This window comes from Streptococcus sp. Marseille-P7376, from assembly GCF_902460385.1.
Taxonomy (GTDB): Bacteria; Bacillota; Bacilli; order Lactobacillales; family Streptococcaceae; genus Streptococcus; species Streptococcus sinensis.
This window is the reverse complement of sequence record NZ_CABPTS010000009.1, coordinates 13,644-35,631: the sequence shown is the minus strand read 5'-3', so window position 1 is coordinate 35,631 and position 21,988 is coordinate 13,644. Positions and strand designations below refer to the sequence as shown.

At 42.6% G+C, this 21,988-nt stretch carries 17 protein-coding genes; all 17 read right to left on the bottom strand.

Features of this window, described 5'->3' with window-relative positions:
• Positions 1-27: 27 nt before the first annotated feature.
• Positions 28-1,011 carry a phospho-N-acetylmuramoyl-pentapeptide-transferase gene (gene mraY / locus FZ952_RS06100; RefSeq protein WP_148880998.1) on the bottom strand — a complete coding sequence of 328 codons (984 nt, stop codon included), beginning with the start codon at positions 1,009-1,011 and terminating at the stop codon, positions 28-30.
• A gap of 1 nt (position 1,012) precedes the next feature.
• Positions 1,013-3,298, bottom strand: coding sequence for a penicillin-binding protein PBP2X (gene pbp2X, locus FZ952_RS06095; protein ID WP_148880997.1), 2,286 nt, complete (start codon positions 3,296-3,298; stop codon positions 1,013-1,015).
• Positions 3,288-3,611 (bottom strand): cell division protein FtsL, encoded by a 324-nt coding sequence (gene ftsL / locus FZ952_RS06090; RefSeq protein ID WP_037615236.1) that lies wholly within the window; start codon positions 3,609-3,611, stop codon positions 3,288-3,290. Before ftsL ends, pbp2X begins: the two co-directional genes overlap by 11 nt.
• A gap of 5 nt (positions 3,612-3,616) precedes the next feature.
• Positions 3,617-4,567: a 16S rRNA (cytosine(1402)-N(4))-methyltransferase RsmH gene (gene rsmH, locus FZ952_RS06085; RefSeq protein ID WP_062201870.1), complete on the bottom strand. Its 951-nt coding sequence runs from the start codon at positions 4,565-4,567 to the stop codon at positions 3,617-3,619.
• A gap of 272 nt (positions 4,568-4,839) precedes the next feature.
• Positions 4,840-5,097: a DUF896 family protein gene (locus tag FZ952_RS06080; protein WP_148880996.1), complete on the bottom strand. Its 258-nt coding sequence runs from the start codon at positions 5,095-5,097 to the stop codon at positions 4,840-4,842.
• 22 nt (positions 5,098-5,119) lie between these two features.
• A complete protein-coding gene (glyS, locus tag FZ952_RS06075) occupies positions 5,120-7,159 on the bottom strand; it encodes a glycine--tRNA ligase subunit beta (RefSeq protein WP_148880995.1) in 2,040 nt (679 codons plus the stop codon).
• 2 nt (positions 7,160-7,161) lie between these two features.
• On the bottom strand, positions 7,162-8,079 hold the full coding sequence (glyQ, locus tag FZ952_RS06070; RefSeq protein WP_148880994.1) for a glycine--tRNA ligase subunit alpha: 918 nt from the start codon (positions 8,077-8,079) through the stop codon (positions 7,162-7,164).
• A 602-nt stretch (positions 8,080-8,681) separates the two neighbouring features.
• Positions 8,682-9,026: a CPBP family intramembrane glutamic endopeptidase gene (locus FZ952_RS11785; RefSeq protein WP_262366338.1), complete on the bottom strand. Its 345-nt coding sequence runs from the start codon at positions 9,024-9,026 to the stop codon at positions 8,682-8,684.
• A gap of 477 nt (positions 9,027-9,503) precedes the next feature.
• Positions 9,504-11,111, bottom strand: a complete 1,608-nt coding sequence (locus tag FZ952_RS06060) for a type I restriction-modification system subunit M (protein ID WP_148880992.1) — start codon at positions 11,109-11,111, stop codon at positions 9,504-9,506.
• A gap of 46 nt (positions 11,112-11,157) precedes the next feature.
• Positions 11,158-11,910 carry a hypothetical protein gene (locus FZ952_RS06055; protein WP_148880991.1) on the bottom strand — a complete coding sequence of 251 codons (753 nt, stop codon included), beginning with the start codon at positions 11,908-11,910 and terminating at the stop codon, positions 11,158-11,160.
• A gap of 23 nt (positions 11,911-11,933) precedes the next feature.
• On the bottom strand, positions 11,934-13,154 hold the full coding sequence (locus tag FZ952_RS06050; protein WP_148880990.1) for a restriction endonuclease subunit S: 1,221 nt from the start codon (positions 13,152-13,154) through the stop codon (positions 11,934-11,936).
• A gap of 21 nt (positions 13,155-13,175) precedes the next feature.
• Positions 13,176-13,913, bottom strand: coding sequence for a hypothetical protein (locus FZ952_RS06045; protein WP_148880989.1), 738 nt, complete (start codon positions 13,911-13,913; stop codon positions 13,176-13,178).
• Positions 13,914-13,944: 31 nt separating this feature from the next.
• The gene (locus tag FZ952_RS06040) at positions 13,945-16,146 is read right to left on the bottom strand and encodes an AAA family ATPase (protein ID WP_148880988.1); all 2,202 of its coding nucleotides are present in this window, start codon (positions 16,144-16,146) and stop codon (positions 13,945-13,947) included.
• 190 nt (positions 16,147-16,336) lie between these two features.
• Entirely contained in the window at positions 16,337-17,089 is a 753-nt protein-coding gene (locus tag FZ952_RS06035; protein WP_187423877.1) for a DUF6261 family protein, read from the bottom strand.
• Positions 17,090-17,522: 433 nt separating this feature from the next.
• Positions 17,523-20,510 (bottom strand): type I restriction endonuclease subunit R, EcoR124 family, encoded by a 2,988-nt coding sequence (locus FZ952_RS06030; RefSeq protein ID WP_148880987.1) that lies wholly within the window; start codon positions 20,508-20,510, stop codon positions 17,523-17,525.
• 304 nt (positions 20,511-20,814) lie between these two features.
• A complete protein-coding gene (locus tag FZ952_RS06025) occupies positions 20,815-21,657 on the bottom strand; it encodes an aldo/keto reductase (protein ID WP_148880986.1) in 843 nt (280 codons plus the stop codon).
• Positions 21,658-21,739: 82 nt separating this feature from the next.
• Positions 21,740-21,931: a hypothetical protein gene (locus tag FZ952_RS06020; protein ID WP_148880985.1), complete on the bottom strand. Its 192-nt coding sequence runs from the start codon at positions 21,929-21,931 to the stop codon at positions 21,740-21,742.
• Between the last annotated feature and the right edge of the window lie 57 nt (positions 21,932-21,988).

Sequence of the window (21,988 nt, the reverse complement as noted above, 5' to 3'; positions counted from 1 at the left end):
AAAGGCGGGCTTGCGCCCACCTTCACATCACAAATATAGAATTGCCAAAGTTAGCAAGCTACCTAAGAGGCCTACTCCCCAGAAGAAGAAGTCAACCTTCCATTCGCTCCAAGGTTGCCCATGACCAGAAAAGCCGCCCAACTCAAAATGGTGATGGACCGGGGTCATACGGAAAATCCGCTTGCCGCCAGTCAACTTGAAATAAGTCACTTGCATCATGACAGAAGTTGTCTCAAAAACATAGACGATGCCGATAAGAAGCAAGGTCCACTCTTGGTGCAGAGCAATCGAGATTGCGGCTAGCATACCGCCCAGAGCCAAACTCCCCACATCTCCCATAAAGATCTTGGCTGGCTTATGATTAAAGGTAAAGAAGCCCAGCAAGCCGCCAATCATACTGATGATGACAATCAAAATGTCAAAACGCTTTTGCTCCACAGCAATCACTCCATAGGCTACCAAGCTAATCGCAACGGAGATACTGGCCAAACCGTCAATTCCATCGGTCAAATTCACAGCATTGGAAAAGCCAACCAGCCAAAAGAGGACGAAAAAGATATAGAGGAAGCCCAGATGCACTGGAATAGTAAAAACATTGAGGAAGTCGCCTGCTCCATGCTGATTGTAAAAGAAGTAAAAGACGACTCCGCCAACCAACTGCAGAAATAGTTTCTGTTTGGGATTGAGCCCCTCATTGATTTTACGGAAGACTTTGAGGAAATCGTCCAAAAAGCCAACGATTCCATAGAGGACCAAGATAAAAAGAATCATAATCAAGCTGTTGGACAGCTGATGACCAACCAAAGCTGTCACAAAACTAGCTAAAACCGAAGCGACCAGAAAAACGGTTCCCCCCATCGTCGGCGTTCCAGCCTTAGCCTGATGCTGTTTGACATCCTCATGCATCTGTTGCCCTGATATACGCGCCTTGTGATAAAAACGGATAAAGGCAGGAATCCCCACAATCGTTAGGATAAAGGTTAGAATTCCTGCAATAATTGCTGTTAACATGCTAGTCTCCCAGTGTAATTGTAATTTTTTTCAAATCTTTCAGTGCTGTATTGACTTTCTCGCTCTGCTTGACAACTTTTGAGCCTTCACCTTTAAAAGTGATTTCAAGCCCCTGCCATTCGGCAAATTGCTCAGCATTCTCCTTGGTCCAGCCATACATATCCGGCAAATCTTCAAATTTGTCAGTTAAAATTAAAATCTGTTGATTAGCCTTTAGTTTTTTTCCTTCTTTTACAGACACCTTTTTGATGTCACTGCCTGTCCCTAAAATGATCGGCTGCACCAGATTACGGCGCAGTTCGTCAGCCAAGCCTCCTGGGCTAATTTGGTTTTTCAGCTTCAGTTGCTTGGTCAAACCATCGATAGACGGCATTTTGTAGGTCGTTTCTTTGTCAACTAATTCCAAAGCAGGGCTATCGCCAGCCAGATTCAAACTGTCTTTAAGAGCTACGGCTTCCTCTAAAACAGGGTTGACAACTTCCTGCCAGAAAATAGGCGAAAATTTGACTTCTGGCTGCTGAACAGTAATATACATGATGAAATCTGGATCTTCGGCTGGCGTCATGGCTACAACGGAGTGAATATAATCATTCTCCCCTTCCAAGTACCCCTTTTCCGATGCAATCTGAGCCGTTCCTGATTTAACAGCAACATTCTGCCCAGAAACCTTGATGACTGGTTCGCCACCGATATTCAGTGTTCCATAATAAGGAACTGTTCCGACCTGGATCATATAATCCCGAGTCGTTTTCGCAGCTTTCTCTGAGACTGGATTTCCAACGATTTCTGGCTGAGATTTACGGGCACTGTCTGTTTTAGAATCATAGATAGCTGAGATAAATTTTGGCTCCAGCATCACACCATTATTTGAAATAGCTGAAAAGGCGCGCAGCATCTGAACCTGAGTCACCCCAATCCCCTGACCGAAAGCACTCATAGCAATGGTTACAGCATTATCATCAGGCAGGGCGCCATATTCCTCATAGCCCATACCGAAACGGGTCGGTAAGCCAAATTTGAATTTCGACAGATAATCCAGCCACTTCTCATTTCCCATGGCTTGCTCAATGCGCGTCATACCGATATTACTAGAGAAAATAAAACCTTGGGCATAGGTCAGGACTTGCCCTGTTGATAGGCCTGAGTTTACATCCCAGTCACGAATGGTTGCATCCGCAATCTTATATTCCGTGTTGTCATAAGTACCATTAGGATTAAAAGTGCCATTATCAATCGCCGAAGCCAGAGTCATCACCTTCATCGTCGAACCCGGCTCGTACTGCGTCTGATAAAGGAAACTATTCCAGGTTTTTAAATGCTCTGCGTTCAAACCTTCCTTGGTATCGGCATTGTAAGTCGGACGCTGGGTCGTGGCCAAAATCTCACCTGTTTTCGCACTGACCAAGGTTGCACTGACATATTTTCCTTTTGCAGTCTCCTGAAAAGCATCCATCCGCGTTTCCAAGTATGTCTGCAACTGGGCAGAAAGTGTGGTGTAGACATCTTTTCCATCTTCTGTTTTAACGGAAACCTGCTCAGATCCTGGGACAATATTTCCATTGCGGTCTTTTTCATAGGTGACGAGGCCATTTTGCCCCGCCAAAATCCGATTGAGCGACTGCTCCAGTCCCGAGGTTCCTGCAAGGGTTTTATTACCCTCTTTGTCTTCCTGCAACTGTGCCTGCCCGATAAATTGGGATGCAAAAACGCCATTGCTGTAGCTTCGATTAGGGCTTGTCGTAAAGTCCACCCCCTCAACCCCAGCAGCTTTCAGATCCTCCCGAATCGCACTCATAGTGCTATAGGTAACACCATTACCTTGGGAACCGAAAGAAACCTGCTTTAAGTTTTTTTGAGAAAGCTGCTGCTTGACATAGTCCTTATCCATTTCCAGATATTTATTAAAAATGTCAGCAACCTTATCATACTGCGACTCTTCTACATAAAGGATTTTCCCCGCAGCCGACTTATACGCTTTATCGATGACAGCATAAACATTATAGGTCGTTGCATCTTCCGCAATCGGAACACCATTTCGATCATAAATAGTTCCCCGCTTGGCCGCAACAACTACTGTTTTTTGGTGAACAATCTGTGCTCCCTCCGACAAATCAACGCCAAATTTTTGATCCGTTCCGATAATAATAGCAAAATTAATCAAAAAGATGAAAAAGAGAAAAATCGCCAACACACTCATGCTTTTTCCTACCCGTCGTCGATTGTACTGGGCAGTACGCCGATTTTTCAATGCATATTTCTTTATAGTAGTTAACATTTTATTCTTCATTCGTTGTGCTCACTGTTTTACGATTTCCCTTTTGGAGCTTCATATCCTGAGAACTAGCCAGCTGGGAAAGTCTTTCATAGCGTGTCAATTCATTGACCTCCTGCTTGATATCATCAAGCTCAGCCTGCTCCGACTCAATATTAGCATTGACTTCAGTCAAATCACGGTCAACCTGCAGCAGCTTTGTCTGCATAAAAACGATACTAACCGCAAGGATAATCGCTGTTAAAATAATGGAACCATAGAAGGCTTTTTCAACTCGAGAAAATTTTCGAATACGATTTTGAATAGAATGATTTTTTTTATCTGCCATGAAACTTACTCATGTACCTTCCTAGCCACGCGCAGCTTAGCAGAATGAGCGCGATTGTTGGCTTCTAATTCTTCTTTGCTTGGTAAAATCGGCTTGCGGCTTACCAGTTCTAGCTTGGGCTGCAAATCATCTGGTATGAAAGGCAGACCTTTTGGAACATCTACGGTTGAGGCTTCTTTAAAAAGCTGTTTGGTCAGACGATCTTCCAGCGAATGAAAGGTAATCACTGAAATGCGACCACCTATAGCCAACAAGTCAATGGCCTGCTGAATCGACTCATCAGCCGCTCCCAGCTCATCATTGACCTCAATCCGAATGGCCTGAAAAATCTGCTTGGCCGGATGACCTTTTTTCTTCAGTTCCTTAGCAGGTTTGGCTGATTTGATAATCTCAGCCAGCTCTGTCGTCGTTTCGATGGGCTTGATGCTCCTCGCCTGCTCAATCTTACGAGCAATCTGCTTCGAAAACTTATCTTCGCCATATTTGAAAAAAATACGAACCAAATCATGATAAGCATATTGATTCACAACTTGGTAAGCTGTCAAAGCAGCATCTTGATTCATCCGCATATCCAAAGGCGCATCCTGCTTATAAGAAAAACCGCGCTCCCGCTCATCCAGCTGCGGACTAGATACACCCAAGTCGTAACAAATCCCATCGATTTTCTCAACTCCTGCTTCATTCAGACGAGTCTTGAGATTGCGGAAATTATCCTTGATAAAGGTCACCATTCCCCGCTCAATGTAGGGAGCCAGACGTTTTTTGGCATTGTCAATCGCAGCCTGATCTTGGTCAAAAGCATACAAATGCCCCTTTTCCCCCAGCTTGCTCAAGAGATACTCGCTGTGACCAGCTCCGCCCAAAGTCGCATCAACATAGATGCCATCTGGCTGAACAGCAAGCTGGTCAATCGTTTCGTGAAGAAGTACAGTAATGTGATGAAATTCTTTTGTCATATCTTATCTATTATACCACACTCAGACCCAAAAAATCATAAAAAGAGAATTGAACATGACAAAGGTATGAAAAAGTCTGCGGTCGTAAAACGAGAAAAACTGACTGTTGTTATCGTATCTTTTACAAAAAATGAACGGATGGCAGTGACAAACTACTAAGCAAGCACTCATTTTCGCAGTGTTGCATGCCGAGTAACTATTACAAAAGGCCTAGAATCAGCGTTTTAAACGCGGTTCTAAGCCTTGCTTTTAATGACTTTCGGTCTTTTCTCTTATGATTCTGGATCATCCAGACTGCGGCCGTGAAGACCTTTCTCACGCTGGATTTGACGCAGCTTTTCAGGCGTGATATCATTGCCAGCCTCGTCGACAATCTTGATGCCTTCGATGTGATGGCGAACAGAGAGACGGTAGCCTTCGATATACTCTTCACGAAGCTTGGCCTGCTCTACCTTTTCTTCACCAGTCAGACCAACTGTTTTTTTCTTTTTAGCCAGTTCATTAATACGGGCAATTTTTTTAGGATCCATGATTCTACCTCTCTCTTACCTTTTATTTGGTATTAATCTGATTAAACTGGGCAAGCTGTCCAGCCTTTGCTGTCAGAGATGCGAGGAGAGCTAGGCGATTGTTACGCACAGCCTCATCATCAGCCATAACCATGGTATGGTCAAAGAAAGCGTCAATAACTGGACTGAGTGCAAAGAGTTGGTCCAGATTGGTAGCTAAGTCAGATGTCAGCTCTACTGCTTCAATGGCCGCAGCCAAGTCTTTTTCCTCTTGATTGTCAAAGAGAGCTGGATTGACAGCTGTCTGCCCTTGGGCTTTCTCAGCAAGATTGAAGACCCGAGACAGGCTTTCCACTGCTGACTTGAAGCTAGCTTCCTGAGCTTTTTCTGCTAGAAGAGCAGCTGTTTCTACCAAATCGCGTACGACAAAGTGAGTGCTTTGAAGAACAGCTGTCACGATGTCTTTCGGAATGCTGCGATCCATCATTTTCTCAACACGGGCACGGAAGAAGTCCAGCACCGCCTCTTGATTGTCATAACTTAGACTATCAAACTTGAGACCGTAAAGTCGACCAAGAAGCTGAGCCAAGTCAATGTTCCAGCCAAACTTGTCCAAGATACGCACGACACCCTGAGTCGCACGGCGCAGAGCATAAGGGTCATTGGAACCGCTCGGAATCAGCCCAACTGAGAAGAAGGACAGAATCGTATCCAGCTTATCAGACAGAGCCAAGACCGCACCGACCTTGGTGTCCGGCAATTCGCCATCGGCTGATGTCGGCATATAGTGCTCCCGAATGGCAGCTGCCACCACAGCATTCTCACCAGCCAGAAGAGCATACTTCTCGCCCATGATACCTTGCAGCTCATCAAACTCACCAACCATACCAGTCAGCAAGTCAAACTTATAAATAGCCGCTGCACGAGCCAAGTCGGCTGTCTCCTCAGCATCCAGTCCCGCTTCCTGCGCCAAGAGAGCCGCAATCTTGCCAGTCCGCTCCATGTGCTCTGCTAGAGAGCCAATCTTTTCGTGGAAGGTCACATTGCTCAGCTTTTCAACCAAGTCGGCAATAGCTAGTTTTTGGTCTTCCCGCCAGAAGAATTCCCCGTCTTCCAGACGAGCCACCAAGACTTTCTTATTTCCCTTGATGACATTTTCCAGATGTTCTGCATTACCGTTGCGGACAGAGATAAAGTGCGGCAACAGTTTGCCTTGGCTATCACGCACAACAAAGTAACGCTGGTGCTCTTTCATGGAAGTTACCAAGACTTCCTCAGGCACCTCTAAATATTTGGCGTCAAAATTACCCAAGAAAGCAGTTGGATATTCTACCAGATTCAAGACCTCATTGAGCAGGTCTTCGTCAATCTCGATAGAAACCCCGTGCTCCTCTTCAAGTGCTCGAATCTGCTCGACAATCATATTTTCCCGCTCAAGAGGATTGGCAATGACAAACTGATTCCGCAGATCATCTTCATAGGAATTCGCTGAAGCAATCTCTGTTTCTTGCCCCAAAAAGCGATGTCCACGACTAGTACGGCCGCTCTTGATGTCCAAGAAATCCAAGTCAAAGGCCCGCTCATCTAAGAGTACAGTTAAGGTGTGGACAGGGCGGATGTATTCAAAGGTGTTGTTGGCCCAGTGCATGCTGACAGGGAAACTCAAAGCTTGCAGAACCTCTGTCACTGCTGGGATAATCTCTTCTACAGGGCGACCGACCTCTTCCTTGGTCACATAGACGTATTCTTCACCCTTGATTTCTCGGAAAGTAATGTCCTCAACCGTTAAGCCCTTGCCACGGACAAAGCCTTCTGCCGCCTTAGTAAAGTTGCCATCAGCATCCAGAGCGATTTTCTTAGAAGGCCCTTTGAAATCCTCAGTCAAATCGGACTGCTTGTCTGCCAAGCCAACCACGCGCACCGCCAAACGACGAGGTGTAGAGAACATTTCAATGTTCTCAAAGGTCAGACGATGGTCTGTCAGGAAGGCTCCCATCTTGTCGCGCAGCTGCTTCATGCTCGGTGTCACGACATAGGCCGGCATTTCCTCCAAGCCTAATTCAACTAATAAATTTTTTACCATGATTATTCTCCCTCCTCTGCCAAGAGTTTCTCGCGCGTCTCTACATCCAAAAGCGGATAGCCCAGACGCTTGCGCTCAGCCACAAAGGTCTTGGCCACGACACGGGCTAGATTACGAATACGGGCGATATAGCCAGCCCGCTCAGTCACAGATACAGCACCACGCGCATCCAAGAGGTTAAAGGTATGCGAGCATTTGAGAACATAGTCATAGGCTGGGTGCACCAGATGCTCGTCCAGACAGCGCTTAGCTTCCGCTTCAAACTTCTCAAAATTCTCCAAGAGCAAGTCTTGGTCACTGACTTCAAAGCTGTATTTAGAATGCTCATACTCAGGATGCGTGAAAATTTCGCCGTACTTAACGCCATCAGCCCACTCAATGTCGTAGACTGAGTCCACTTCTTGGATATAAGAAGCCAGACGCTCCAGACCATAAGTCACCTCAGCAGTCACCGGCTGAGTTGGCAGACCTCCGACCTGCTGGAAGTAAGTGAACTGAGTGATTTCCATCCCATCCAGCCATACTTCCCAACCCAGACCAGCTGAGCCAGTTGATGGATTTTCCCAGTTATCCTCAACAAAGCGAATATCGTGCTCCAGCGGATCGATGCCCAAGAGCTCCAAAGACTGCAAGTAAAGTTCTTGGATATTGCTTGGAGATGGCTTCATAACCACCTGAAATTGGTGGTGCTGGTAAAGACGGTTCGGATTTTCCCCATAGCGTCCATCTGCCGGCCGGCGAGACGGCTCTACATAGGCCGCATTCCATGGTTCAGGCCCAATAGCCCGCAGGAAGGTATAAGGACTCATCGTTCCCGCCCCCTTCTCATTATCATAAGCCTGCATGAGCATACAGCCTTGGTCATTCCAGAATTGCTGTAAAGTCAAGATAATTTCTTGAAACGTTAACTTCTTAGACATTTGTTACTCCTTTAGTTTATTTCATTTCTAGCGCTGGACCTGTCCTCTGTTCTGTTTGAACAAGCAAAAGAACCACATCAGACACACCTAGGCTATTTCAACCTAGGGGCGTCAAGACGCGGTTCCACCCTAATTTATTACTTCATTCTATTTGTAAATTCTAACCGAAAGCGCCATCTGCACTGCTTCCCTATCCGGCTCCCACCAACCCGGACTCGCTAGAAAGTAGACAATGAGAATTCTTTCTAGGCATTATTGTAACAAAAAAGATTGCTTTTGTAAAATGCTTTTCTGATGATTGGTAAAAAATTCCGTTGAAAGTAGTAGGACACTGTAAAAACATTCTCTCATGTCTTTTCTTAAACTTTGTGACAGTTTTCTTAGAAATTCTAAAAAGACTCACGAAACAAAGCAATAAGTTGATTTTAACCCTCTAAAATACTTAAATATAAGAATCTGCTCACCTTGTAACTGCCCTAATAGAATGCTAGGATAGCTTTCAATTTCGTTTGAAAATTGAATCATCTCCTCTTCTCGTATCGACAAACAAAAAATCAGCCAGAGCTGGTTTATCAATTTCGCTAACATAATATAATGAGCATCTAGCTGAGTAAAAAGTTACAAACTTCAATAACCGTTAGCCCATTTATAATCATATTACAGATGAGATGAGCCGTCATAGGAACATAAAGATTTCTTGTCCTAATATAGGAAAGGCTTAAAGGCAGGGCCCAGATCATGCATAAGAAGATGCCCCAAATGGCAAAAGCATGTTCCAAGGCAAATAGAAACATGCTCAGAACTGTTGTTGCTATTAGAATTTTCTTGCTTTTAAAGGATATAAGGAGTTTTCGGTAGAAAATTTCTTCTACAATGGGTGGCAATAGAATGGTAGAGGCTGCGTATAACACAAGTTTCAACCAACTGTCCGCTCTTAAATGAATCATTCCCTTATCCAAATCAGGAAATAGACTCTCCAAGAAGTTGGTAAAAACAAAAGCTAGACTAAGAAAGAGGGTAGTCAGGAGGACCTGTTTCCAAAACCTGCGGCCACTTCTTAGAGCACTCCACCACTCTTTTAAGAAAAAATCCTTATTCCAACAAAAATAAATGGCTAAGACTAGATAAAACAAAAAGTTAAGAAAAATATGATCTTTGGGATTGGATAGGCAGCATCCTGTGATAAAGAGCATTTCTATCGAAATGGGAAAAATCAAAGACTTCAAGTAGTTATTTTTCATACTTCACACCCCATTCTTTTACTTCTAGCGTCTTCACAAACCACTCTAAGGAACGGCACCACCCGTACAGACGAGGCCTCAATCACTCTCATAAGAAAAGGAAAATGAGAAAGGAGGGCATAATATGCAATTGGGAACATCTAATCACATGATGTTCCAGCCACTGGACAGTGCAGAAAGTGCTTATCCCTTAAAGGCTTCAAGAAATGCTTTGAGTTCTGCATCAGCTTCAGGCGTTGTACCTCTGAGCTGTCCCAGCATGTCTACTAGGTCAGCTGTTTTGCTGGCAATCTCGCTGTTAGTGCGATTGATATTGGCAACAATCTCTGTCAGCGGAACAACTTCTTCCTCCTCAAAAGTATCTACATAGCGGGGAATGTTGAGATTGTATTCATTCTCAACAATTTCTTCAAAACTGGCCAGATGAGCAAACTTATCCACATCTTCCCGAACCTGATAGACTTTGAGAATCTTGTCAATATGGGCATCCGTCATGATATTCTGGTTCTTGCCCTTGTCAAATTCCTTGGAAGCATCGATGAAGAAAACATCGCGGCTAGTTCGGTCTTTCTTGAGAATAATGACGGTCGTCGGAATGCTGGTGTTAAAGAAGATATTGGCAGGAAGCCCGATAACCGTATCAATAGCTCCTTCCTCTAGCAGAGCCTTACGAATCTTTCCTTCGGCATTGCCCCGGAAGAGGACACCATGAGGCAGGACAATGGCCATGACACCACCAGCCTGCTTGAGGTGGTAAAAGCCATGCAGGAGAAAGGCAAAGTCAGCCTTAGACTTAGGCGCCAAAGCACCGAAGCTAGAGAAGCGCGGATCCTGCAAGAAGCCATCTGCCGCTGACCACTTGGCCGAGTAAGGCGGATTCATCAGCACCCCATCAAAGTTGGTCGGCTCTTGAGTCGGCCAATCCTCATCCAAGGTATCGGCATTATGGAGAAATTGATTCTCAATCGGAACGCCGTGCAGAATCATATTCATCCGAGCAAGATTATAGGTAGCTGTATTGAGCTCCTGACCGAAATAAGAGACAGTCCCTACCTCATGAGAATAGCGCTTGGCATTTAGCAGCAGCGAGCCTGAGCCCATGGTCGGGTCATAGAGAGTGAAACCTTTCTGGTCTTCACGCCCCAGAAAAGCAATCTGAGTCATGAGCTTGGCTACCGGCTGAGGCGTATAAAACTCTCCGGCTTTCTTGCCCGAGTCGGTCGCAAACTGACCGATCAGATACTCATAGGCATCGCCCAGCATATCACCAGCATGACCAGCTACATCTAGGACTGCCAGCTCCTTCATGACCGCTGCGACCGTTTGATTTTGCTTCTGAGGTGTTGCCCCTAGTTTTTTAGAATAGAGGTCAATATCCTCGAAGAGATTTTCAAAGAGCTCATCGCTCTGCTCTATATTACGAAAACCTTGTGCTAGATGCTCCAGCTGAAAGGTGCCACTATTGACCTGCAGCACCAAGCTTGTAAAAGTCAGATCTGGCTCCATGGCATAGGACAGCTCCTGCTTGATGACATCAATCAGGTCGCCCTTGGTCTCCTCATCCTCGTAGTAGCCACGATAAATATCCAGCGCCTGCTCCAAGTCCTCCGTCTCCTCCCCCATGGTCTCCGCCACGAAAAAGAGCAGCTTATCAGACAGGTACTTATAAAAGACCATGCCTAGCAAGTAAGACTTGTAGTCATTGGCATCCATCTTAGAGCGGAGCACATCCGCTGAGTTCCAGAGAGCCTGATAAAGCCCTTGGGAAGTTTGAGTTGTTTCTTGTGTCATAAGTTTCTTTCTAGTTGTTAGGTTTTGAGGAATGGCAGAGCGGTTATCAGTAACCGATAACTTTATGCTCGACTACTTCTATCGTTTCCTTTGGAATATCTGAGATAGCTAATATGTAAACCAGATTCTGTCTAGGATTGTAAAGCCCTAGGTGCTTGATACTAGCAAACTCAGGGTAAACGGAACGAATACCCATGAGGTAATAAATCAGCAACTGCAAGGTATGTTCTTTCTTTGGCTTAGCCTTTGACACTTTAAAATCCCACAAAGTGTCTGCCGTCAAAAAATCCCCATCTCCAATCGTAATTAACTTAGTATAGGCACCTTCCAAGGTGAAACCGTCCTTCACTACCGGCCCATAGTCCGTAAAAAAAGCCAAACTTCTTTTAACCATAGTACGGATATTAGCAAGGGTCTGAGGATCAGGCTCAATCTCCTCAATGGGCTTGTAAAAGCTCAGACCAGCGCGATAGACCACATCAAAGCCTACTAGCTTGCAAGCATTGGAAATAGAACTGTCATCCAGACCAGTAATATTGCCGAGGAACTTTTGAGCCCAAAGCTCTTCCCCAGCTAAGCTAGCACCCTTCAAAGAAATCTCAAATGCCTGCTCCTTTGCTGAACCACTCATAAATCTACTCAGATAATCAACACAAAGCCCAATTAAACTAGGTGCAATATTTTCTTGAGTAGACAATTCTTTCCCATCTGAAAGCTCTGTCACTGAAAAGAGCTTAGCCGGCAGAAAACCGCCACGAGGTTGTTTAATTTGTGAAATCCGTTGCGTTACAGATGTCATGATAATCTCCCCATCATAAAAATTTAAATAAACATATCCTGCAAGAGTTTTTTCTTCAAGTTTTCCAACTGAGAAATCTTATCTTGATAAGAGCTGATAAGAGTGTCGAGATTGGAGAAAAAGGAGCCTACGGCTTGTTGTTCAGCTATTGGTGGTAGATAAAATGGAATTTCCGAAAAAGTTGGAAACTGTACACGTTGTTTTTCAATTAAAGTTCCTGTAGCAAACTGTTTATATTGATAAATTGCGTACATTGTTTTCAATAGAATTTTTAAAAAATCATTATCAAATTTTTCTATACCTCTGTTTTTCATCACAACATAATAACCAGAAACTGAAACAGTAACTTCATTATTGTTTAAATCCAAAGCACCTAATGTAAGATTCATTGGATTATAAACAAACTCATTTACATCAACCTTTTTAAATTTATCATTCTTTTTTACCAAAAAATCTCTTTTATAACGTTCTGTTTTAGGTGTTAATCCCTTCTCAACTGTTAAACTCCATAATTCGTTCTCTACAGAAGGTTCTATATAATTTGATACTTGTTCAAAAATATCACCCAGGTAATACTTCTCCCACTCCCCCTCAAACCCTGCCAAACGAATCTCTGGAACTTTCTGACCAGCCTTTGGAAACATCTTGGACAGCATGGATGACTTGAAAGCCTGATAGTTGGCAAGATTGTCCTTGTAGGCAGCCAACAAATCGTCTAGAGTGTGAAAGAGGGAGCCGATGGCGGATTGTTCTTGAATATCTGGAACACCTATTTTCTTAGAAAGCAAATCTTCTTTGGTAATTCCTTTAATTGATGTTCCTTGTAATTGTGTACTTTCTTTTTGGAGCATCCTATATAAACTGTAGACCAGAAAATGAATATCTCCATTCAAATTAGAGAGGGATAAAAAATCTTGACTTGTTGTATAATCTTGATCTACTATAGCCAATTTCCCAACACCCACTCTCGTAACAATTGCAATAGAATTTTCAGGAATTAGTTTAGCTGACGAATTCTGAAGGCCAAATTCTGTAATAAATTTTTGAGGTTCGACTCCAAATAAGCTATCCTTTTCTAAATCAGACGACTGAATCCAAGGTATGTCTCCATTCCAGTATTTTTCTTCTTTTGTACTGGGAGTTCCACCACTTTGGAAAATGCGTGCTATTTCTCCCAATTGTTCTTTCCCCCATGTATTACTGAATCTTCCAATTCTAATTCTGGGAGTATTTTGATTATCCATATTTAAATAATTTTCCTTTTATTAATGTTTTATAACCAATACACGAATGTTGTCATCTGCCAACTCTATATCACGACGAAATTCGATTTCATCTCTGATTTCTCCTAAATCATAAACAACGTATATTTGCTTAGAATAGCGCTTACCGTAGGCAGTTACATCTGCATTTATCTCTTCGATAATTTTAGATTTTTTCCCTTTTCTAAGCAATTTTACTTCTATGCACAGCTTCAGATTCGGTATTATAAAATCAGGAATATATTCTCGGCCAGAAAAATTAAATTTCCCAGTTTCTCTATCATAATCTACTCCTTTTGACCAACCTTTTCCAATAAAAAGCGACTCCAGAGCATTTTGAACATCTAGTTCTTTTTCGGGAATATTGAATAGAACTGAACGTAATCTTATTCTTATAAAATTCTCCAGATTGTTAAATTCGTCCTCAACAAATTCTAGTGAACTATTCAAGTGAGAAAGCAAAAATTCTAAATTAGTTAATACACTTTCCATTAGTGTTTTTTGTTGTGGCCAAGTCATATTATACGAACTCACATTTTCTAATGAATAAGTAACTAAATCTTCAGCATCATCCAGTACATCATATGATTTTGGGATTAATCTATTATAACTTTTTGCATACTCTACACAAGAATTATATTTTCCAACTACATCCGAATTATCACTTAGAGTTCTTTTGATTATCGCAGACAATGCATTTCCCTGGCTTAACAACACTTTTATTTGCTTTGTTTTTTTCAATTTTCATGCTCTCCCCTCTCCTACACTAAAATTAATTATCAGTATCAAATTTCCAATAATATTCAAAATGAGCGTCACACTTGTTATCTTTAAAAATTTGATAGAAAAGATTTCTCATTTCTTCTCTTGACTCTGTAAACTGAACCGCATATAAATCATCTATCGAATGTGAATTTACATTAAATAATTTCAAATATTGCTCATTTTCCTGATAAAATATATCTTGACTAAAAGAATTAAATTTCATAAATGTTTCAATTATTCGTCTCATTGTATTTAACATTGATAACTTGTGACCACATTCATACAAATCTTTCAATTCTATCCACAAGGCATCATAGCTTGTTTTAAAATCCTCTTTTTCACTTGTAATTTTAATGAATTCACGGTGCTCTATACGATAGAAATTAAATTTATCATATTTTGTTCTACCTCGGTCATCTTTGAAATTACCATGAGGTTGAACATTTAAATAGAAATGGACATTGTGAGTTAAAATTATCATGATGTCTCTATTAACATCAAATTTATTCCTATCTTTACTTTGATAAAGTCTCTGCAGTTCCCAAATAATTAAATATTGCATTGTATCATCATTTGAACTCATTGGATCATCAAAGACTATAATTTTATTATTCTGCCGAGACTCTTTGACCTCTTCCAAACGCTCAATGAAGTATAAAAATGCAATAACATTTTTTTCACCTGTTGATAGTTTTTTTACACTTCTGTATCGATTACCTTCTTTGATTCTATAATAACCAAGATTTTCATTATCTACATGATCTAATTCCCAAGAAACTTTTAATCTAAGTTTTCTATTAATTCTCTCTATAGCCTGTCTTTCCGCTTTTGGTTTTAATCTATCAATCCGCTTCTGATATTCAAGCAAAACTTGCTCTACCTTCTTCTTTTCAGCTTCTTTACGATTTAAAGAATTAAGATAATCTTTTTTATCTTTCTCGCAAGTAATTAATTTTTCAATTTCAACATCATATTTAAAATCCTCAAGCAGTAGCTTAATTTCATGATATCGAATTAAGTCCCTAGCTTCTTTTTGTTTATTTTTTATATCTAAAACATTCTTATTGTGAGTTTCAATTATCTTGTTTAGTTCTCCATAATTCACATTATTTGGCATAGGTAATTCTAGTTCTTCACTCTCCACAAATAGATTGCTTTCTTTCTGTTCCAAAGTATTAAGCAAAGTTTCAAAAAAGGATTTCTGCTCTTCTAGGGTTATTTCAATTTTATTCTTCTCTTTTTGGGCTTCTTCAATTAGATCTGGAAAAAACTCTGCCGTTTTAATCTTTACATTTCCTGTAATCTCCGTTAATAAATTTGCAATTTGTTCTTTCCCAGATTTAATTCGATTTTGTAGATTCTTTACCTCATCTGCCGAAAAATAACTTTCCAACTCCATCAGCACCCCATCAGAAATCTTATTCCCACAAAACGAACATGTTGTTTCATCCTTATGGATTTCCAACCCTTCTTTGGCGAAGTTTATTTTTCTTTGATTATTTAATCTACCAATGACGACTCGCTCAATAACTTTGTTTGAAATTATTTCATTAACAGCAGTCAAATATTTTTCGAATCTAATATTTTTTACTGAAAAAATGTTGATTTCACTTGGAGAACTCTGCAATATATCCTTATATCGTTTTATCTCAGTTTCCTCTAAACGACTAGCATTAGCAATCTCCGACTTGAAAATATTTTTATTATAAGATTTTGGATTATCTACAATTATAGGTTCATTTTTTAATGAAATAGTTCTTGCAGATTTCTTATAAAAATTGTCTAATTTCCTATCTTGTTCGTTAAATAATTTTTCTTTCTCGGAATACTTATCAAATAAAGTGGCCTCTTGCTCTCCTGCACCTCTCTCAACAAGTTGATTTTGAATTAGAAATAACTCCTGCTCCTTTTTAATAATTTCATCTTCTAACTCCTTTATTTCTGCTTCTTTTTCACCCGCTCCTACTGCTAAAGAAAAAGCATCCAGATTGTCATTTTCACCTATCAAAGACTCAAAGCCATTAAAAACGTAAACTTCAAATTCTGATTTTTTTTGATCTAATATTGCTTTACTCAAAGTTGATTTTCCGGATCCATTTTTAGCAAAAATAAAATTCTTTGAAACTAATTCTAATTCTTCTCCCTTAAAAAGTGGAGTATCTGAATCTTCAAATTGGATTTGCGTTAAGTTAATAGATGTGTTAACCATAAAAATCCTTTCTTTCGTCTCGGCTATTCAACAGATAGTTTAGTAAGGAATATAGATTTTTTATATTTTAGTCAAATAAACATTCAAAGAATGCACTCATGACATAAAAATATCTACTCCTTTTATTTAATAAAATTATACCACGAAATCACCAAAAATCCCCTAGAATATAATTCTAAGGGATTATTGTCTATCCTGTTACTTCCGGTGCTTGTTCCGGTTTGGTTTTCTTATTTGGGCTGGCTAGGCGGCGCTTGCTGTCTCGGATGGTGTTGAGATCTTTGAGGAGTTTGGCAAAGTGGCTCTTCTCTGGATAGGCCTCTGCGGAGGCTGCGGTATAGCGCATAAAGAGGTCATAGGTGCGGGCGATTTCTGTGCGCAGCTGCTTGGTCTTACCGACTTCTTTGCTGGACTTGGCTGTACGCGCTAGGGCTTCGGCCTTATCATAGTCTTCCTGGGCAGTCGTCACTGCGCTAATCACAGGTGAGAGTCCCAGCGTAGTTACTGCCGCATTGTAGGGCTCTTCCTTGAGAGTTTTGAGGAGACTCTTAATCTCAGCAGTAGCGACATCGTTATTATGCTTAGTGATATCCTTGTACTTAGTCAGGACTGGAGCCAACGTCTCATGCGCTTCCTTGAACTTCGCTTCCTTTATCTTGGCAAATCCCCTATGCAGGGTAAAGAGCCCAACCAGAGCACTATCTCGCTCCTTATCCACCTCTGCCAGACTCGTGGTTTGTTTCTTTTCCACGCTGGCCAGCTGTTCTTGAAACTGCTCTAGCTTGCTCGCAAAGGGCTCCAAGTGTTTGCCATACATATCCTCATTCTTATTGGCCTTGGCAAAGTTTGTGATGATCTGATGAGAATCTATCATCAGACTTTCAAACTCACGGTGAGTAAAGTTGCTATAAGTCAGAGGACGAATGGTATAGTTCGTTGTCATAATAAAACCTTTCCAATAATGTGATAAACTAAGTATAGCATGCAACGATAAATCTTTAAGAAGTTGCCCTGAACTGTCGTTTTTTATCCCCGAAACAGCATTTTTTAACGAAAAGACAAAAAATATCCCCACCTGATGATTTCTTCGCCTTCAGATGGGGATTATCTCTTTTAAAAAAATGGGTTATCAGAACATTTTACGCTTAGAATACTTTTAATCTTTAGTAAATGTTATTATTCGACCTTTAAAACGCTTGGAAATTTTAGTAAATCACACCATACGATAGGTAGAAAGCGTGGAATTTTTTACAAACAGAGCTATTCGGAAGTCAGATTGCCCAGAAATCTTAGTAAAAGATAGTGTTCAGCGTTTAGATTGATTGGATATTTAGACAAAAGCTACTCTTCGAAGTTTCGGTGATTATCTTTCTCCCCTACCTTCCAACTCTCAAGGGCTCGATAACCTCCTCAATTAGTCGGGTGTAAGCTTCTTTGATTTCTTTTTTGTAGCGCAGAGGGTTGAGGGCATCTGCGACTTCTGTCTTGTAGTCTTGGTAGCGCTGGCTCTGATTGAGCTGGCTTTCGCCAGCTTGCTTTTTGGCTCCCTTACGGTAGTTGTCGATGAGATAGCGAAGCTCATCTGCTCCGACATACCACTTTTTAGCAAAAGCCTGAACATGCTGGTCGATGACCGACTGGATCATCTGCTCTAGGATATGAGAGATGGACTGACTGCGGTAGTTTTCGGGCTCTGTTTGGATTTCCTGCCAGAGATTGGCGATGATTTGGGCTAGGCCTGGATTGGTCTTGCTTAGGCTGGTGATATAGTCATCCACAGCTTGGATATCCTTTGGACTCAGCTCTGGGCTGTCTGTATCCTCTTGGGGGATAAAAGCCTGAATGAGGGAGAGGATATAGCTGTAGTTGATTTCATCGACATGGACGGATTCCAGCTCATAGAGGATGTCCAGTGGTTCTTCCTCTTCGTCACCATCCTTCCGGAGCTTGAGCTCGGCTAGGATATTCTGATACAGGCCTAGGTAATCTTCCAGTCTCGCATCGCTGAGGCCTGTCTCCTGATAGAGCATCTCCTTATCATACTCTGCATAGACCTGAATAGAAGCCAGATACTTGTCCAGCTGCTGGTAGCTTTTGGCTAGCTTCTTCAGCAAGGCTGTTGGGGCGCTTTCGATAGCCAGTCCTTCCTCGAAGCTACTGGATAGCTGCACTTGAAAATCAGCCAAAGCTCGGTCAAAGTTGGCTTTCTCTTCTGGCCACTCTGGAGCTAGCACCTCATTTTCCCCACCATTGGAGTAGAGGCGCAGGGCGTTGTCCACTGCTTCCTTAAAGGCCAATGGCTTTTGAAAAGTCATGACATGTCCATAGGACTTACGCTGGTCAAAGATCCGGTTGGTTCGGCTGAAAGCCTGAATCAGATCTTGTGGCTGCATAGGCTTTCTGTCAATGTAGAGCGTAGATAGGCAAGGAGCATCAAAGCCTGTTAAAAGTCGATTGACGACGATGACCAAGTCCAGCTGTTCATCCCGGTAGAGATACTTCTCTTTCTTTCTGGCTAGGCGCTCATTGACATCAGTATTGAAGCTCCGAAGGGTCGATAGATTATAGTGAGTGCCGAACTCCTGATTGTAGTCCTCCAAAGCCTGCTTCATCTTATCCTGATTGACAGAGGATTCCTCTTCATTCTCCGTCACCGAGTAGGTAATGGTAAACTTAGGAAAGTCAGGCAGCACGCGCTTCGTCCGCTCAGAGATCTTAATACGACTCTGGCCTTCCTTGACCCGCTTGAGCAGGTCATAGTAGCGCTGAGCCTGATGGATAGACTTGACAGTCAGGATAGCATTGTAGGTCCGGCCGACCCCGTTTTCAAGTCCCAGTTGACGATGGCTTTTATTGAGGATAGTTTCCAGTACTTCCAGCATATGGTCTTCATGCTCATAGGCACTATCAGGGATAGCTTCTTCTGCTGCATCCGTGATGAGGGTATTGCGATAGTCCACCTTGAAGCCTAGAACGGCATTGTCATGGATGGCTTCTTTGACCGTATATTCATGCAGACGATCACCATACTGCTGCTGGGTAGTCTGGGCCAAGTCGCCTACCTGCTTGCGTTTATTTTCCCCAAAGATAGGTGTTCCGGTAAAGCCATACCAGAGCGAGTAGACAAAAAACTCGCTGAGAGACTTCTGAGCTTGAGGCGTAACAGCTCGGTGGCACTCATCCACGACAAAGGCCACTCTGAGCTCTTTGATTTTCTTATATTCCCGCTGATAATGTCCCTCTTCAAACTTGCGCAGCATAGCATTGATCTTTTGAATGGTCGTGACGACTAGTGCTTTATTATCAGCAGAGAGACGGCGAACCAGCTCTTTGGTATTGTCCGTCTCATCAATATCAATGACATCATTTGCTGCATAGGAGAGAAAGCTCGAGGTGGTCTGGTCATCGAGGTCTCTGCGGTCCACGACAAAGATGGTCTTTTGAATCGCTGGGATTTGCAGGAGATTTCGAGCCACTTTATAGGAGGTCAGCGTCTTACCAGAACCTGTCGTATGCCAGATATAGCCCGACTCTTGACGCATGGAGGCTTCTCGGACGGCTTCGATGGCATGCACCTGATAGGGCCGCAGTAAAATAAGTGCCTTTCTCACATCATCAATGACAGAGTACTGCATGACCATCTGATGGGCGCGTGGAATTGACAGTACCTGCTCCGCAAAGGAAAAGAGGTCTGTAACCGGCTGGTTCTTGCTGTCAACCCACTTGGTCAGAAACTGTGCGTTGAGCTTATTTTCCTTTGCGGCTGCAATATAGCGAGTGTCAATGACATTGGATACGACAAACATCTGCAGGCTGGAGTAAATCCCGTGAAACTTGCCTTCTTTATCGTATTTCTGGATTTGTCGAAAAGCGTCCAAAAAAGGCGCTTGTCGGCTTTTCAGCTCGATATGAATCATGGGCAGGCCGTTGATGAGCAGAGTCACATCCAGACGGCGGTTCGGATCCATAGGATAGGCCTTATCACGCTCCACCTGATGGACAATCTCATAGCTGGACTTGCCGCCTGCCACATTGTCCCGCCAGATCACTGAGAGACGAATCGTTCCAAGTCTGGCATCCTCCCGCTGGACCTGGACTTTGGCAATACCATTCTCACCTGCCAGCCATTTAGCTGCTTCATAGTAGTTAACAAAGTTGAGCTGATTTTTGATTTGCTCCTTCTCCTGCGCGGTCAACAGCTGATCTTTCAAGGCAGGCAGATTATTTTGCTCTAGCTTAGCAAAAAAATTCTCCCACAGCTGCTCCTCTGTTCGCAACTCCTGACGATAAGTCCACTGACTTTCTCCACTAGTCAGGCGCTCAATCAGCTGCTTTTCTATTTCTAATTCCTGGGTCTTTTTCATCTGACTCCCTTATCTAACTCTTTTTATTTGGATATCGGTCTCGTTTTACATACCTCATTATAGCACAGAAAGCTCTTGTTTTATAGCGTTTCCATATTGCCATAGATAAAAATCCCCAGCTCTCTTCAATCTGGGGATACTTTCAAATTTTTAGTTCATAAATCTCTTCCCAACCAGCAAGCTCCAAGACTGCATGGTGCTGATCTGAAACTGTGACAGTCTCGCTGGCATAGCTAAAAAAGGCGAGTTCCTTAATCAACTGACAAGCTTTCACTGTCTGAACTTTGACAAAAGGACACTTTTATCAAAAATCCTTATTGTCCGGATCTGGCGCCCCGGCTTCGACAGGTATGCTTTTAAGAAGTTCCATATCAGCAGCATCTAGCTCGATGTCAAAGCAATCTAGATTGCTGGTAATTCGGCTCGGAGTGACTGACTTAGGCAAAGGCAGAAAGCCTTCTTGCAAGCTCCAAGCCAGAGCGACTTGAGCAATAGTCTTGCCATACTTATCTGCTACAGCCTGCACTGCTGGATTTTGGAAAAGCTCTCCCTGACCAAAAGGTCCCCAAGCTTCTAGCAAAATACCACGCTCACGGCAGAAGTCCACCGCTTCTGTCTGATAGACGCCTGGCGCTAGGCGGATTTGATTGACAGCCGGAGTGATGCGCGCTGTCTCAAGCAGAGCTTCTAGGTGATGGGGCAGGAAATTGCTGACGCCGATGGCCCGAATCTTGCCTGCCTCATAGAGATCTTCCATGGCCCGCCATACTTCCGCATTGCGCTTTTTCCAAACACCATCTTCTCGCAAAGGTTTTGGATTGGGCCAGTGGATGAGATAGAGATCCAGATAGTCCAAGCCCAGCCTTTCCATAGAACGGGCAAAAGCTGCCTGAGCTTCTTCATAAGTATGATTGCCATTCCAGAGCTTGGTGGTAATAAAAAGCTCCTCACGCGCAATGCCACTGTCTTTAATGGCTCGGCCAACACTTTCTTCATTCTTATAGACCGCTGCCGTATCAATGTGCCGGTAGCCTGCCTTGAGAGCGGCCAGCACCGCCTGATAGGCTTCCTCACCATCCTGAGCCTTCCAAGTGCCAAAGCCCAAGACTGGAATTTTTACACCATTGTTTAAGAGATAGTCTTTCATCTCATGCCTCCTTGATTTTTATCTATGCACAGTTCAGCATTCTTTTATCCGGCAGAAGCTTCCTCGCCAATGCCAACAAAGCTCATTTCCCTTTTTTCTTTTTAGGAAATTTTGGTTTGAAAATATTTTCTTTCGTTGGTGCCATGCCTTTACTGAAAAAGCTGTAGCTGATAAAGGCCAAGCCGATAAAGGTCATTAAAAAACGTTTCAAAACAAGCCCGAAAAGAAGGAAAACAACTCCCATTACCAGAAATTTTACGTCAATCTTTTTCATATCCTACCCCCGTCTAATCATATAATCATATTATATCACGCCCCCACCAGCAATTCA

Excerpts from the sequence above, each read along its gene's own strand:
- glyS (WP_148880995.1), bottom strand. The coding sequence starts at position 7,159 with ATGGTAAAAAATTTATTAGTTGAATTAGGCTTGGAGGAAATGCCGGCC.
- FZ952_RS06050 (WP_148880990.1), bottom strand. The coding sequence starts at position 13,154 with ATGGATAATCAAAATACTCCCAGAATTAGAATTGGAAGATTCAGTAAT.
- FZ952_RS06060 (WP_148880992.1), bottom strand. The coding sequence starts at position 11,111 with ATGACACAAGAAACAACTCAAACTTCCCAAGGGCTTTATCAGGCTCTC.
- glyQ (WP_148880994.1), bottom strand. The coding sequence starts at position 8,079 with ATGTCTAAGAAGTTAACGTTTCAAGAAATTATCTTGACTTTACAGCAA.
- FZ952_RS06040 (WP_148880988.1), bottom strand. The coding sequence starts at position 16,146 with ATGGTTAACACATCTATTAACTTAACGCAAATCCAATTTGAAGATTCA.
- FZ952_RS06055 (WP_148880991.1), bottom strand. The coding sequence starts at position 11,910 with ATGACATCTGTAACGCAACGGATTTCACAAATTAAACAACCTCGTGGC.
- rsmH (WP_062201870.1), bottom strand. The coding sequence starts at position 4,567 with ATGACAAAAGAATTTCATCACATTACTGTACTTCTTCACGAAACGATT.
- FZ952_RS06025 (WP_148880986.1), bottom strand. The coding sequence starts at position 21,657 with ATGAAAGACTATCTCTTAAACAATGGTGTAAAAATTCCAGTCTTGGGC.
- FZ952_RS11785 (WP_262366338.1), bottom strand. The coding sequence starts at position 9,026 with ATGATTCATTTAAGAGCGGACAGTTGGTTGAAACTTGTGTTATACGCA.
- pbp2X (WP_148880997.1), bottom strand. The coding sequence starts at position 3,298 with ATGAAGAATAAAATGTTAACTACTATAAAGAAATATGCATTGAAAAAT.
- mraY (WP_148880998.1), bottom strand. The coding sequence starts at position 1,011 with ATGTTAACAGCAATTATTGCAGGAATTCTAACCTTTATCCTAACGATT.
- ftsL (WP_037615236.1), bottom strand. The coding sequence starts at position 3,611 with ATGGCAGATAAAAAAAATCATTCTATTCAAAATCGTATTCGAAAATTT.
- FZ952_RS06030 (WP_148880987.1), bottom strand. The coding sequence starts at position 20,510 with ATGAAAAAGACCCAGGAATTAGAAATAGAAAAGCAGCTGATTGAGCGC.
- FZ952_RS06020 (WP_148880985.1), bottom strand. The coding sequence starts at position 21,931 with ATGAAAAAGATTGACGTAAAATTTCTGGTAATGGGAGTTGTTTTCCTT.
- FZ952_RS06080 (WP_148880996.1), bottom strand. The coding sequence starts at position 5,097 with ATGGATCCTAAAAAAATTGCCCGTATTAATGAACTGGCTAAAAAGAAA.
- FZ952_RS06035 (WP_187423877.1), bottom strand. The coding sequence starts at position 17,089 with ATGACAACGAACTATACCATTCGTCCTCTGACTTATAGCAACTTTACT.